11 protein-coding genes and 2 tRNA genes are annotated in these 14,651 nt (G+C 56.0%); 7 read left to right on the forward strand and 6 right to left on the reverse strand.

Translation table 11 applies throughout. The annotated features are described in order from the left end of the window. The first annotated feature begins 100 nt into the window (after nucleotides 1–100). The 4 genes from dacD (at nucleotide 101) to RHN82_RS18380 (ending at nucleotide 3,498) form a co-directional block, all read left to right on the forward strand. A complete protein-coding gene (dacD, locus tag RHN82_RS18365) occupies nucleotides 101–1,273 on the forward strand; it encodes a serine-type D-Ala-D-Ala carboxypeptidase DacD (RefSeq protein WP_047740833.1) in 1,173 nt (390 codons plus the stop codon). 118 nt (nucleotides 1,274–1,391) lie between these two features. Further along, nucleotides 1,392–1,865, forward strand: a complete 474-nt coding sequence (sbmC, locus tag RHN82_RS18370; RefSeq protein ID WP_045337599.1) for a DNA gyrase inhibitor SbmC — start codon at nucleotides 1,392–1,394, stop codon at nucleotides 1,863–1,865. Nucleotides 1,866–1,956: 91 nt separating this feature from the next. Further along, nucleotides 1,957–3,015, forward strand: a complete 1,059-nt coding sequence (locus RHN82_RS18375; protein WP_003859506.1) for an FUSC family protein — start codon at nucleotides 1,957–1,959, stop codon at nucleotides 3,013–3,015. 147 nt (nucleotides 3,016–3,162) lie between these two features. Beyond that, complete coding sequence (locus RHN82_RS18380; protein WP_000450410.1) at nucleotides 3,163–3,498, forward strand: DUF496 family protein; 336 nt, start codon at nucleotides 3,163–3,165, stop codon at nucleotides 3,496–3,498. Between the two features lie 147 nt (nucleotides 3,499–3,645). Here RHN82_RS18380 and RHN82_RS18385 read toward each other — a convergent pair. Continuing rightward, nucleotides 3,646–3,721: transfer RNA gene (locus RHN82_RS18385), tRNA-Asn, on the reverse strand. 226 nt (nucleotides 3,722–3,947) lie between these two features. On the opposite strand from RHN82_RS18385, the gene emmdR reads away from it, so the two are divergent. Continuing rightward, nucleotides 3,948–5,366, forward strand: coding sequence for a multidrug efflux MATE transporter EmmdR (gene emmdR, locus RHN82_RS18390; protein ID WP_047053514.1), 1,419 nt, complete (start codon nucleotides 3,948–3,950; stop codon nucleotides 5,364–5,366). Nucleotides 5,367–5,469: 103 nt separating this feature from the next. After that, nucleotides 5,470–5,545 (forward strand) — tRNA-Asn (locus RHN82_RS18395). Between the two features lie 131 nt (nucleotides 5,546–5,676). Here the strand turns inward: RHN82_RS18395 and RHN82_RS18400 are convergent. After that, a complete protein-coding gene (locus RHN82_RS18400) occupies nucleotides 5,677–7,131 on the reverse strand; it encodes an AMP nucleosidase (RefSeq protein WP_015572404.1) in 1,455 nt (484 codons plus the stop codon). A gap of 76 nt (nucleotides 7,132–7,207) precedes the next feature. Beyond that, nucleotides 7,208–8,524 carry a shikimate transporter gene (shiA, locus tag RHN82_RS18405; RefSeq protein WP_032648852.1) on the reverse strand — a complete coding sequence of 439 codons (1,317 nt, stop codon included), beginning with the start codon at nucleotides 8,522–8,524 and terminating at the stop codon, nucleotides 7,208–7,210. Between the two features lie 256 nt (nucleotides 8,525–8,780). Between shiA and pagP the strand changes: the two genes are divergently transcribed. Next, complete coding sequence (gene pagP, locus RHN82_RS18410) at nucleotides 8,781–9,356, forward strand: lipid IV(A) palmitoyltransferase PagP (protein WP_047053517.1); 576 nt, start codon at nucleotides 8,781–8,783, stop codon at nucleotides 9,354–9,356. Here the strand turns inward: pagP and RHN82_RS18415 are convergent. From RHN82_RS18415 to RHN82_RS18425, 3 genes are read right to left on the reverse strand one after another with little or no spacing between them, the layout of a single operon-like run. Continuing rightward, complete coding sequence (locus RHN82_RS18415; protein ID WP_161956912.1) at nucleotides 9,353–10,276, reverse strand: acyltransferase; 924 nt, start codon at nucleotides 10,274–10,276, stop codon at nucleotides 9,353–9,355. The two genes, pagP and RHN82_RS18415, sit on opposite strands and share 4 nt — an antisense overlap. 38 nt (nucleotides 10,277–10,314) lie before the next feature. Further along, nucleotides 10,315–13,365 (reverse strand): efflux RND transporter permease subunit, encoded by a 3,051-nt coding sequence (locus RHN82_RS18420; RefSeq protein ID WP_047053521.1) that lies wholly within the window; start codon nucleotides 13,363–13,365, stop codon nucleotides 10,315–10,317. Next, nucleotides 13,365–14,450: an efflux RND transporter periplasmic adaptor subunit gene (locus tag RHN82_RS18425; RefSeq protein ID WP_022648590.1), complete on the reverse strand. Its 1,086-nt coding sequence runs from the start codon at nucleotides 14,448–14,450 to the stop codon at nucleotides 13,365–13,367. Before RHN82_RS18425 ends, RHN82_RS18420 begins: the two co-directional genes overlap by 1 nt. Nucleotides 14,451–14,651 lie beyond the last annotated feature (201 nt).

Raw genomic sequence — 14,651 nt, forward strand, 5'->3', positions numbered from 1 at the left:
CCGAAAAAATCTGCGCGTTGTCACATTTTTTTGCAATTAAGGCAGGTAACGACATCAGAACTCCCGTAAAAAGGTCATCGATTTTTACTGACCTGAGGATATACCGTTGAAACGCCGTCTGTTTATTGCTGTTTCTTTACTCGCTTCGAGTATTTCATCCGCGCTGGCTGCCGAGCCGCTGGATTTTTCACCTCAGCCGCCTGCCATCCAGGCTGGCTCCTGGGTATTGATGGATTACACCACGGGTCAAATCTTAACGGCGGGCAACGAACATCAGCAGCGTAATCCGGCGAGCCTGACCAAACTGATGACGGGGTACGTTGTCGATCGTGCCATTGATAGCCACCGCATCAGCCCCGATGACATTGTGACGGTCGGACGTGACGCCTGGGCAAAAGGCAATCCGGTCTTTGACGGTTCGTCGCTGATGTTTCTGAAGGAGGGCGATCGGGTTTCCGTGCGCGATCTCAGCCGCGGCCTGATTGTTGATTCCGGCAATGACGCCTGCGTGGCGCTGGCGGATCACGTGGCGGGCGGTCAGCCGCAGTTCGTCAGGATGATGAATGACTACGTTGAAAAGCTGAACCTGCGCGATACCCACTTCGAAACCGTACACGGGCTGGATGCACCGGGTCAGCACAGCTCCGCTTACGATCTCGCCGTGCTTTCCCGGGCCATCATTCACGGCGAGCCTGAGTTCTACCACATGTACAGCGAAAAGAGCCTGACCTGGAACGGCATCACCCAGCAGAACCGCAACGGCCTGCTGTGGGATAAGACCATGAACGTGGATGGCCTGAAAACGGGACACACCTCGGGCGCGGGCTTTAACCTGATTGCCTCCGCGGTGGACGGTCAGCGTCGACTGATTGCGGTGGTGATGGGGGCAGACAGCCCGAAAGGACGTGAAGATCAGGCGCGCAAGCTGCTGCACTGGGGACAGCAAAATTTTGATACGGTGCAGATCCTGCATAACGGTAAAAAGGTGGGAACCGAGCGCATCTGGTACGGCGATAAAGAGCAGATCGCGCTGGGCACGGATCAGGACTTCTGGCTGGCATTACCCAAATCGGAAGTGCCAAACATCAAGGCGAAATACGTGATGGATAAAAAAGAGCTGGAAGCGCCGATCGCCGCGCATCAGCGGGTAGGGGAGATCCAGCTGTACGATCGTGACAAGGTGGTCGCGCACTGGCCATTGGTTACGCTGGAAAGCGTTGAAAAGGGCGGCCTTTTCTCCCGCCTCGGCGATTATCTGCATCATAAACTCTAACCTTTTCGGGCAGACTGGCAGTGTTGCGAGTCTGCTCACATAATAAACACTCCTGCTTTGCCGATAATCTCGATTCTGCTTTACAGTGTATATATATACAGTAATAAACGGAGGCAGCATGGACTACAGCATCAGGCAGCAACAGAAACGTACGATCGCTGGCTTTCATCTCGTGGGGCCGTGGGAAAAGACGGTCAAGCAGGGATTTGAACAGCTGGTCATGTGGGTAGACGGGCGTCATATTCAGCCGCAGGAGTGGGTGGCCGTTTATTATGACAATCCGGATGACGTGCCGGCAGAAAAGCTCCGCTGCGTTACCGCCGTAACGGTAGCGGACGATTTCACTATCCCTGAGAACAGCGAAGGGGTGATGATGACCGAAATTGCTGCCGGAGAGTACGCTATTGCCGCCGCGCGCGTTGAAAATCATGATTTCGCCACTCCGTGGTATCAGTTCTTCAACTCCCTGCTGGAAGACAGCAAATTCCAGATCGCGGCAAAACCCTGCTTTGAACGCTATCTGAACGATGGCAATGCTGACGGCTACTGGGATATTGAGATGTTTGTACCGGTAGAGCACAAAGTGGGATAATCCTGCGGAATGCAGGGTTTTTCAGCCGGGCGCGATCCACCCGGCTGAAAACACAGTACAATTGTGGTTTGCCGTAGAGCTGGAGACGGGTGTGCGCCCCGACAAGTCATTAACCCCTTTTGAAATTCGGTTATACAAACATTATCGCGTGGTGCACGGTTGCCGCATTGCGCTGGCGTTTGTGTTGACCTTCGTACTGGTTCGTTTGCTGGATATCCCGGAAGGGACGTGGCCGCTGATCACGCTGGTGGTGGTGATGGGGCCAATCTCATTCTGGGGGAACGTGGTCCCTCGCGCTTTCGAACGCATAGGCGGCACCGTTTTAGGCTCGGCGCTTGGGCTTATCGCCCTGAAGCTGGAGCTGATCTCGTTTCCGTTCATGTTGCTGTGGTGCGCGGTGGCGATGTTTCTTTGTGGATGGCTGGCCCTCGGCAAGAAACCGTATCAGGCGCTGCTGATTGGCATTACGCTCGCGGTTGTGGTCGGCGCACCGGCGGGCGATATGACCACCGCATTGTGGCGAAGCGGGGACGTGATCCTCGGCTCGTTGCTCGCCATGCTGTTTACCGGCATCTGGCCGCAGCGTGCCTTCCTGCACTGGCGCATTCAGATGGCAAACTACGTCACGGCATTTAACCGGGTCTACCAGGCCGGGTTTTCGCCGAATCTGATCGAGCGTCCGCGGCTGGAAAAGCACCTGCAAAAAATCCTCAATGATGTGGTCAAAATGCGTGGGTTAATTACGCCAGCAAGCAAAGAAACCCATATCCAGAAAGCCATTTTTGAAGCTATTCAGACGGTCAGCCGTAATCTGGTCTGTATGCTTGAACTGCAAATCAATGCCCACTGGGCCTCACGCCCCAGCCATCTTCTGATGCTCAACGCGCATACGCTGAAAGAGACGCAGCAGATGACGCAACAAACCCTGCTGACCATCGCCCATGCGCTCTACGAAGGTAACCCGCAGCCGATACGGGCGAACAGCGAGCGGCTAAACGAAATCGTCGCCGAGCTTAAACAGCTGATGAATGAGCGCCAGGGCGACAATGTGGCGGAAACGCCCATCCATGGTTATGTCTGGCTGAGTATGGAGCTGGCGCGACAGCTGGAGTTGTTATCGCAGCTGATTTGCCGGGCACTGCGCAAATAAAAAGCGTATGTGATGCCTGCTGCTTCGATTCAGCAACAATTAGGGTTATGATGGTTTTAAACGATATACTCATTGTCATTCGCAGCCGCTGTCTGTTAAAACGGTTGCTTTAACGAATCCGAATCTCACATTATCAGGGGTGTAAAAATGGAAACTACCAAGCCTTCGTTCCAGGATGTTCTGGAGTTCGTCCGCCTGTTCCGCCGCAAAAACAAGCTACAGCGCGAAATCCAGGACGTAGAGAAGAAGATCCGTGACAACCAGAAACGTGTCCTGCTGCTGGACAACCTGAGCGACTACATCAAGCCTGGCATGAGCGTTGAAGCTATTCAGGGCATCATCGCCAGCATGAAGAGCGATTATGAAGATCGCGTTGATGACTACATCATCAAAAACGCTGAACTGTCCAAAGAACGTCGCGACATCTCCAAGAAGCTGAAAGTGATGGGCGAAATCAAAAACGTCGACGCGAAAGGCGAGTAATCGCACACTCTGTTGCCCGGTGGCGCTGCGCTTACCGGGCCTTCAGGACTGTTATCACGTAGGTCGGGTAAGGCGAAGCCGCCACCCGACAATTTTACCGAACGCAGAAAAGCAAAAAGCCTGCTTTAAAAGCAGGCTTTTTAAATTTGGCTCCTCTGACTGGACTCGAACCAGTGACATACGGATTAACAGTCCGCCGTTCTACCGACTGAACTACAGAGGAATCGTTGTGGAGGCTTATCTTAGCGGCGAAAAAACTTTTGTCAAACCTGATCTCAGGCAAAAGCGTTTGTTTGATGATTCTGTCGTCATTTTGTTGTAAATCCACACATAATTTTATGGAAAATACTTTGCAGGATACGCATTTCTGCCCCATCATTTGAAATGGAGTTTCAACTTTCTCGCTAAGGTCCATTTTGAACGTCACCGCACCCCTACGCCAGGCGATTATGCGCACGCCCTGGTATGCAAAACGTAAGAGTTATCGAGTTCTCTTCTGGCGTGAAATCACCCCCCTTGCTGTGCCTATTTTCCTGGAGAATACCTGCGTCCTGCTAATGGGCGTGCTGAGCACCTTTCTGGTGAGCTGGCTCGGTAAAGAAGCCATGGCCGGGGTAGGGCTGGCGGACAGTTTCAACATGGTGGTGATGTCCTTCTTTGCCGCTATCGATCTCGGTACGACGGTGGTGGTGGCGTTTAGCCTGGGCAAGCTTGATCCGAAGCGTGCCCGCGAAGCGGCCAGACAGTCGCTAATGATCATGACCCTCTTTTCGATCATCCTTGCGGCGGTTATCCATTATTACGGCAAAGAAATTATCGACATTGTCGCGGGAGAAGCGACCAGTGAGGTGAAGGATCTGGCTCTCACCTACCTGGAAATGACGGTGCTGAGTTATCCGGCGGCGGCCATCGCGCTGATTGGTAGCGGTGCGCTTCGTGGAGCAGGAAATACCAAAATTCCGCTGCTGATCAACGGCGGCATGAACATCCTGAATATCATTATCAGCAGCGTTTTGATTTACGGCGTCTTTTCCTGGGAGGGGCTGGGCTTTGTCGGCGCGGGTTTAGGGCTGACCATTTCCCGCTATATTGGTGCGGCGGCGATAATTGGCGTACTGATGGCGGGAATTACGCCATCGCTGCGCCTGACGCTGAAAAGCTATTTCCGTCCGCTTAACTTCGCCATTATCTGGGAAGTGATGGGGATCGGGATTCCGGCCAGCATCGAATCCGTGTTGTTTAACGGTGGGAAACTGCTGACGCAGATGTTTGTTGCCGGGATGGGAACAGACGTCATCGCCGGCAACTTTATTGCCTTCTCCATCGCCTCGCTCATTAACCTGCCGGGGAACGCGCTGGGGTCGGCGTCGACGATCATCACCGGCAGACGTCTCGGAAAGGGGCAGATAGGGCAGGCGGAACGGCAGCTTCGGCATGTCTTCTGGCTTTCAACCATTGGGCTGACGGCGATTGCGTGGGGAACTGCGCCTTTTGCCGGGCTGATGGCCTCGTTTTATACGCATGAAAATGACGTGAAAGAGGTCGTGAAGGTGCTCATTTGGCTCAACGCGGCGTTTATGCCAATTTGGGCCGCCTCCTGGGTACTTCCTGCCGGGCTGAAAGGGGCGCGCGATGCCCGGTTTGCGATGTGGGTCTCCATGCTCGGTATGTGGGGCTGTCGCGTCGTGGCGGGCTACACGCTGGGGGTAATGTTAGGTATGGGCGTTGTCGGCGTCTGGCTGGGGATGTTCCTTGACTGGGCCGTGCGCGGCGCGCTGTTTTACTGGCGCATGGTGAGCGGGCGCTGGCTGTGGAAATATCCGCGAAAAAAACAGGAGCAGGAGGTTTCGGAAACGGCAAGTGCCTGACAAATGTGCGAAGTGGAGAATAAATCGGCAAACGATTGAAAATCTGCATTCACCCTTTGACATCCTCAGGGCGCATCGATAATATGCGCCCCGTTCACACGATTCCTCTGTAGTTCAGTCGGTAGAACGGCGGACTGTTAATCCGTATGTCACTGGTTCGAGTCCAGTCAGAGGAGCCAAATTTAAAAAGCCTGCTTTTAAAGCAGGCTTTTTGCTTTTCTGCGTTCGTGAAATCGTCGGGTGGCGCTCCGCTTACCCGACCTACGGAATCCCAGGCCGGGTGAGTGGTGTGCGTGATGTGTCCTTGTTATCAGCGGAACGGTGGCTCATTAAAGGTGCGCAGCTTGCGGGAATGCAGTTTGTCTCCCTCTGCACGCAGTAAATCGATGGCGCGAATACCAATCTGAAGGTGCTCTGAGATCGCCCCTTCGTAGAAACGGTTCGCCTGGCCCGGCAGTTTGATCTCGCCGTGCAGCGGTTTATCGGACACGCACAGCAGCGTGCCGTAAGGGACGCGGAAGCGGTAGCCCTGGGCGGCAATGGTGGCGCTTTCCATATCGATTGCGACCGCACGGCTGAGGTTGAAACGCAGGGCGGAGGCGGAATAGCGCAGCTCCCAGTTACGATCGTCGGTGGTGACGACCGTACCGGTACGCAGGCGCTGCTTCACCTCTTCACCCGGCATGCCGCTCACCTCTTTGGTGGCGTCGTACAGGGCGCGCTGCACTTCCGCGATACTCGGGATAGGAATATCCGGCGGCAGAACCGCGTCAAGGACATGGTCGTCACGCAGATAAGCGTGGGCGAGGACGTAATCGCCAATCAGCTGGCTTTCACGCAGGCCGCCGCAGTGGCCGATCATCAGCCAGACGTCCGGGCGCAGTACCGCCAGATGGTCGCAGATGGTTTTCGCATTCGACGGGCCAACGCCGATGTTAATCAGCGTAATGCCCTGACCGTCGGCGGTGATCAGGTGCCAGGCTGGCATCTGGTGCTTTTTCCACGCCAGATCGGAGATGGCCTCTTCCGGTGCTTCGGTTTCGGCGGTGATCCAGATCCCGCCCGCGCAGGAGAGGGCGATGTAAGGGCTGTCCGGGTCGAGGATCTGGCTACAGCCCCAGCGGACAAATTCGTCCACGTAGCGGGTGTAATTGGTAAACAGCACGAACGGCTGGAAATGTTCGGCTGGGGTGCCGGTGTAGTGGCGCAGGCGTGCCAGCGAGAAATCGACACGGCGGGCATCAAAGTGCGACAGCGGTGAAAACTCTGCCGGGTGATAGATCCCGTCCGCCGTCTCATCGCCAATCTGCGACAGCTCAGTGGTCGGGAAGTGGCGGGTCAGCCCCGCGCTCATGGAGCGATCCAGCGTCAGCGCCGAGCCGTCTATCACGTACGGGTAAGGGATCTCGTGCAGGGACGGCTCAACGCTGATATGCGCGCCGTAATCCTGATACAGCAGGGTAAGCTGCTCTTCCAGATAGGGGCGGAACAGCGCTGGTCGCGTGATGGTCGTGCTGTAACAGCCGGAGTGGGTGAAACGCGCATAGGCGCGGGTTTTTGGATTGCTGCTGGCGCTGCCGTCCCAGGTGACAGAGAGCGATGGATAAACAAAAAGGCCCTGGGTTCTGGCCTTTTCATCGGGAAGTTTCCCTGTTTCGATATAGTCACTGATGGCGCTGCGCAGTGCATTGACGGACTGTTCATACAGCGCGTCGAGTTTTTCCAGCGCCTGAGCCGGGGTCAGGCTGGAGCCCTTATTATTCATGTCTGTCTCCTTGTTCCACAGGTGTGCGGCTTTACCCGATAGTATGTCACACGCCTGTGAAACAAAAGTGAGGAGATCAGCTGTGCGCGGTTTCCTTCATCAACAGGGCGGTGGCGGCAGAAAGCAGGCAACCCGCCAGCAGATAAATCGCCACGCTGTGCCAGTTACCGCCGGAAAACGTCACCAGCGCGGCGGCGATAAACGGTGTAAACCCGCCGCCGACCACGCTCGCCACCTGATATCCCACGCCCGCGCCGCTGTAACGGTAGCTTGCGCCAAACAGCTCGGTAAACATTGGCTGCTGCACGCAGACCACCATATCGTGAGCGATGTTCGCAAGCATGATCGCGAAGAAGACAATCCAGAAGACCGACTGTGCCTCCAGCGCCATAAAGAACGGCCAGGCGCTGAGTGTGCCGATGAGCGCCCCGGTGATATACACCCGTCGACGGCCAAAGCGATCCGCCAGCCAGGCGAAGCAGGGGATGGTCAGGCAGCTGATCCCGCCCACCACCAGGCCAATATTCAGGAACAATTCCCGCGGCAGGCCGAGGTTTTGCGTGGAATAGTTCAGGGCAAAGGCGGTGACGATATACATCGTCAGCAGTTCGCACAGGCGCAGGGCGATGATTTTCAGAAAAGCGCCAGGGTGCTGCACCAGCGCTTCCATCACCGGCAGCCGTTTTTTCGCGACCGGTTTTTCGCGCTGCTGCCGCTCAAACTCAGCCGACTCTTCCATGCCGTTACGGATCCACAGGGCCACCACGACCAGCACAATGCTGAAGATAAACGGAATACGCCAGCCCCAGCTCAGGAACTGCTCGTCTGTCGTGAGCTGGCTTATTAGCGACACCAGGCCCGTGGAGAGCAGCAGACCCACGCCATAACCCACCTGCACGCCGCTGCTGTAAAACGCTTTCTTATTCTTCGGCGCGCTTTCCACGGACAGCAATGCCGCGCCGCCCCATTCACCGCCGACGGCAAAGCCCTGAATGGCGCGCAGCGTCACCAGCAACACCGGAGCCCACCAGCCAATCGAGGCAAAGGAGGGCAAAATACCGATCAGCGCGGTGGCAATGCCCATCATCCAGACGGTGAGCATCAGCATACGTTTCCGGCCAAGGCGGTCACCGAAGTGGCCGAAAATTACCCCACCCAGCGGACGAAACAGAAAACCGACGCCGAAGGTGGCAAACGCAGCAAGCGTGCCCATGGCGGGGCTGATCTGGGGAAAGAATTCACGGTTAAAGACCAGCGCAGCGGTAATACCGTAGAGCAGAAAGTCATACCAGTCGACGACGGCGCCTGCGAAGCTACCTAAAGCGGCGCGGCGGGCGCGGTTAAGCGAAGGTGTCTCCTCGTTGCGGCGAGCGGAGATAAGGGTGGAGTCCATAGTTGTCCTGTCTGTACTGATTTTTAATTATTGGTATAAGAAAAGGTCACTCACATCGCGGCCGTCATATTGACGGAATGTATGAGACTACCGCGACAGACGGCCTGAGAAAACGTTTTTATCTTTCCTGAAAGCGCAGAATAAATAATTTTCATCTTATCGGGCGACAACATAAATCAGCCTGTTTGGCTCCGGTTAGGGCTGAATGGTTTACAGTAATAATGATCGCTGCGTGACGTAAGCTGAGGGAATAACGATGCAACGCCTCTTTCCTACTCTGTTGGTAGTCCTGTTTTTAGTCGTATCTCCGCTGCATGCGGAGCCGAAAGTCTATGGCGAACAGCGTATTCACCGCTGGTGGGATGCAGTAACGGACGATATTGCGCAAACCTGGGAACAGCCGGATCGTTACGATCTCTACCTTCCGTTTCTGAGCTGGCATGCACGCTTCATGTATGACAAAGAGAAAACCGACAACTACAACGAAATGCCGTGGGGTGGGGGGCTGGGCGTGTCTCGCTACAACGACGAGGGCAACTGGAGCGCGCTCTTTGCCATGATGTTCAAAGATTCACATAACGAATGGCAGCCCGCGATGGGCTACGGCTGGGAGAAGGGCTGGTATCTGGATAACGCAAAAGATTTCCGCCTGGGGCTGGGGGCCGCTGCGGGGATCACGGCACGCGACGACTTTGCCAACTATGTCCCGCTGCCGTTTATCTTCCCGCTTTTCTCTGCCGGATATAAGCGCGTCACCGTCCAGTTCACCTATATCCCCGGAACCTACAACAACGGCAACGTGCTGTTTGCCTGGCTGCGCCTGGGCTTTTAGAGGGTGATCACTTTTTTGGCTACTGTGTTGGACAGGATCAGCAGCGAAAACAGGACCGACGTAACAAAGGTAAGCACAATCAGAGCCAGTTTGGTGCTCAGGGACGTCACCGGAATGAGCGCGGTCAGCAGGTGAAACACCGAGTAGTGCATAATATAGACCCCGGTCATGGTTTTGCTAATGGCGGCCAGCACGGACTCTTTAAACTCCGCATTGCGGCGAAACCGCACGCCGTTGGCCGCAATCACCAGAGCAATAATCAGAATGTAGATTTGCGATCCGGTAAGAATAAAGGCGTTTCTGTCTGCTTTAAATAGCGCAAAAAAGAAGTGCCGTTCGTAAAACCACGTGAAGAGATAGATAAACGGTATGGCAATCACCGCGGCCCTGACCACATTTTTGCGGCCGATCCACGCCGCGATCTGCGGATCGCAAAAGAGCTGCCCCGTCAGATAAAACAGCAGCCACGTCCACAGGCGATACTGCGGCGACAATGAAAGGACGTGGGCATCAGGATAGAGGGCTGACAGCAAATCGTACCCGTATGAGAAAAGCAGCAGGGCGGCAATGACCCCGCAAAAGAGCATTCGTCGCTGACTGAGCCGCTCCACCACCGGGTGAAACGTGTAAATCACGATAAACGCGAACACGAACCAGGGCTGGATCAGATATCCGCGCTGATAGGGCTCCCACAGGTAGTAAATCGTTACCCAGAACAGAAAGACGATCACCAGGCTTTTGATCTTATCCAGCTGCCAGCGCGTGCCGTGTCGGGATTGCCCGTCCAGATACCCTGCAACCACAAAAAATAACGGCGTGGCGATGGTCGAAATGAAGGTTAAAAAACCGAGGATCCAGTGATAGTCATAATCGTAATGATCCCAGGTGTTGTAGATGGTGAAAAAGGTGACCGCCGTCATACAGCCCAGCGTCTTGATGATATTCAGCCCTGTCGCATTCATTGTTGTTCAGCTTTGTCCTTACGATGGAAACACGCGTAAATTACGGGGAGTACCAGCAGCGTCAGGATTGTAGCAAACCCAAGCCCAAACATAATCACAACAGCCATGCTCTGGAAGAACACATCCAGCAGCAGAGGGGCGAGGCCGAGTACGGTCGTGAAGGCGGTAAGCAGGATGGGACGCAGGCGCGACGTGGCGGCGTACACGATAGCACTGTGCTGATCCTGCTGCGCTTTCTGCTGTTCTATCTCTTCCACCAACACAATGCCGTTGCGGATCAGCATCCCGCTCAGGCTCAACAGGCCAATCAACGCCATAAAGCCAAAGGGGATGCCGGTAATTAAAAACCCCGGCGTCACGCCGATCAGCGCCAGCGGCACGGTCAGCCAGATAGCGACGGCGTTTTTCACCGAACTGAACATTAGCACCGTGATCACAAACATCACCAGATACCCGAGCGGCAGCGTGGTAAACAGCCCCTGCTGCGCTTCGCTGGAGTTCTCCGCGTCCCCGCCCCACTCAATGCTGTAGCCGTGAGGCAGTGGCAGGGCATCTATTTGCGGCTTCACGCGGGCGAGAATATCGCCGGAGGTTTGCTGGCTCAACGGGTCAGGGTCGGTCTGCACGGTCAGCACGCGCGAGCGGTCACGGCGCAGGATCAGCGGATCTTCCCACTCCAGCGCGAAGCCGCTGACGACGTTGCTTAGCGGAATATACTGCTGCCGGGTCAGGACGTTGTTCAGGTGGTTGGCGTCCAGCCGCTCGCTTTCCGGCGGGCGCACTACCACGGGCAGCAGATCGCTTCCTTCACGGTACAGTCCTGCCCGGCTGCCGGAGAAATTCATCTCCAGTGCGTTATCGACGTCCTGCTTATCCACGCCAAGCTCACGTCCGAGCGCGGTGACGTACTGCGGGCGGATCACTTTGCTGCGGTTTTGCCAGTCGTTCCTGACGCTGTCCGTCGCCGGATCGCGCGTAAGAATGTTGTCTACCTGGCTGGCGATCAGACGCAGCCTGTCGGGATCGGGGCCTTTAATACGTATTTCAATGGCGCTGTCGCCGGAGGGGCCAAACATCACCCGCTTCGTGCTGGCGTTAACCTGCGGATAGTTTCGTGCGATGTATTCATCAACGTGGCGGGTCAGGGCGGGGATGTTACGCTGGTCGTCCATTCTCACCATGATTTGCGCATAGTTGCTGTACTGCCGTTGTCCGCTGTAGGTCAAAATAAATCGCATACTTCCCTGACCAATCGTCGAGACCGTGGTTTCCACGCCAGGCTGGCCGTTAATGGTTTTCTCGATATCACCGGTCATCTTTTCGGTCCAGTTAATGTCGGTACCGTAAGGAAGCCAGAGGTCGACAAAGAAAATTGGCGTACTGGAGGAGGGGAAGAAGTTCTGCCGCACCGAGCCAAAGCCCCAGATGGCGGCGACCAGCAGTGCGGCCATCACTACCAGCGTTGGCGCTTTACGCCGTAACAGCGCGTTGAGTACCCCCTGATAGATCCGATAGATACGTTTGTCATAGGGATCTGTTTCGTCGGCCTTTGGCGGTGCAGCATCTCGTTTAAACAGCCACCACTTAATCAGCACTGGCGTAATGGTGAGGGCTGAGAACCAGCTCAGCATGAGCGAAATCAGCAGGACCTGAAACAGCGACTTACAGTATTCGCCGGTGGAATCCTGCGACAGCCCGACGGGCGCAAAGGCCAGGATGGCAATGACCGTCGCTCCCAGCAGCGGCAGCGCAGAACGGCGAATAATGTCGCTAATGGCGTTCATCAGGGACGAGCCCTGCTGCCGGGCTATCAGTACCCCTTCGACAATAACAATGGCATTGTCGACCAGCATGCTGAGGGCGATGATCAGCGCGCCCAGTGAAATGCGCTGTAGTTCAATACCCCAGAGATACATGATCAGCAGCGTGCCCAGCACGTTGAGGGCGAGGGAAAAGGCGATAATGATCCCGCTGCGTAAGCCCATAAAGATCAACAACACACCGATGACAATCGCCAGCGCCATCAGGAAGTTAATGATAAATCCGTTAACGGAATGACCGACCTCCGCCGCCTGATCGTAAAACAGGTCGATATGGATGCCTGCCGGTTTCTCGGCTGACATCTGCTCTAGCTTCGCCTCCAGGGCATGTCCCACGTCGATCACGTTAACGCCGGGGATAAAGGAGACGCCCATGGTAACGGCTTTTCTGCCGTTGGCATGGTAGATGCTGGCAGGGGAGGCATCCAGCCCGCGTGACAGGGTGGCAATATCCCGTAAGCGGGTAGCCGCCCCAACGCCCGGCGGGGTCACGATAAGATCGGCCAGCTCGTCAATACTTTCGAATTCACCGGTAGGATGCAGACGAATTGACTCAGTACCGGAGGGGATCTCTCCCGCGCTGGAGACCACGTTCAGCCTGCTGAGCTGGGCAGAAAGCTGGTTCAGCGTTATCCCGCGTGCGGCCATTTTGCTCAGAGAAATGTCCACGTTAATCTGCTGAGTGAGGGCTCCGCCGATGGCCACTTTGCCCACGCCTGGTACGAGGACCAACTCCCGGCGCAACTGCTCGGCATAGCGAACCAGTTCCGGATTGCTGAATTCATCTCCGGAAATGGCAAAGAAAAAGCCGAACACATCGCCAAAATCGTCATTCACAAACGGGGTCACTACGCCGGGTGGAAACTGTCGGGCGGCATCTCCCACCCGGCGACGCAGTTCATCCCAGATTTGCGGCAGTGCATTTGAGTGGTAGCGCGAGGCTATATTGACCGTGATCTGCGACAGGCCGTTGGAGGAGATGGAGCTGACGTTATCCAGGTAAGGTAATTGCTGAAGCGCGTTTTCCAGCGGCAGAGTGACCTCTTCCTCAACCTGCTGTGCCGACGCGCCCGGATAATGGGTGATCACCACCGCCGTTTTGATGGTAAACGCCGGATCTTCCAGTCTGCCAATGTTCAACAGGGCAATAATGCCGCCTACGCCCAGCAGCAAAATCGTCAGCCAGACGCGAACCGGGTTGCTGATAAACTGACGAGAGATATCCATTACAGTCCCCGTTCACGCGTCCAGATACGTACCGGCTGGTTGGGATGTAACTCCCCAACGCCTGCGGCCACCACGCGTTCACCCGCCTTAAGCCCACCGACGATGACGACCCCCTCAGCACTGACTTGCCCCACGCTGACCTTACGATCTTCAAGGTGCAACGTATCGCCTTCGCCCGTCACCACCCAGACGTGTGGCTCATTGCGCGGGCGGTTATCCGGGTTAAAGACCGCTTCAACCGGCACCACCAGCGCCTCACTGCCCACGCCCGCCGGAAGGTTGGTTAAATTGATGGTGACCGTTCCGCTGACGCCGCCCACGACGGGAAAATCATCCGGGCGGGGCATGGTTAAAATCACCTGCCAGGTCAATGTGTTGCTGTCGCTACTGCCTGAGTGCTCTTTGTACACAGCGGTAAACTCGCGACCGGGCAGGGCGTTGATCCTCACTACCGGTTTGTACTGCGCATTGCGGATATCGAAGGTGTTAAACAGATTCTCTGGAAGGCTGAACACCACGTCCAGCAGATCGGTACGGGTCAATGTGACGACGGGCTGGCCAGCGGAGACGACCTGATGATTTCGCACATGGACGCTGGCCGCTGTCCCGCTAAAGGGGGCGACGAGCGTCATCTGGCTTAATTCCTCGCGCGCAATCTGTAGCGCGGCGTTTGCAGAATCGCGGTTTGCGCGCTGGACATCCATCTCGGCTTTCGACACGGCCTGGCGTCCCGCCAGGGTCTGGAAGCGGTCGAATTGCCTCTGCGCCAGGGTCGCCGCCGTTTGCCTGTCGTTCAGACGCTGCCGGGCTTCGCGATCGTTAAGACTGGCGAGCCGTTGCCCCTGTTTGACAACGGCACCCTGGCGAATGTCCAGGGTCTCAATCTGCCCGGCACGTTTGAATGCGAGATCCGTGGCGTCGCCGGATTCGATACGGGCGGGAAAGACGCGCTGCTGCGCGTTGCCGGCCTTGACCACCTCTGCGACTTTTACCATTTTCGGCAGGGGCGCGGCGCGGTCGGGTTTCGGATCGCACGCCGTCAGCAGCAATAAAACAGCAGGCAGAAGAGAGAGGTAGCGCTTCACAGTATTCCCCTGATAATAATTGTTTTATTTATTTCGTCATCAATGCTGGGGTGGCGCTATTCTGCCAGGGCCGAGACGACCACATAGGTAAATAGACCGATTGCTGTGCTGGCGATAATGGCGAGCGCAATAAACAAACCAAGGCGAATCAGGCTTAAACCGTACATGCATTCCTCCATGAGGTTGAAGGTGGCGCGGGAT

This window comes from Enterobacter cloacae complex sp. EB5, assembly GCF_031432835.1.
Lineage (GTDB): Bacteria > Pseudomonadota > Gammaproteobacteria > Enterobacterales > Enterobacteriaceae > Enterobacter > Enterobacter hormaechei_C.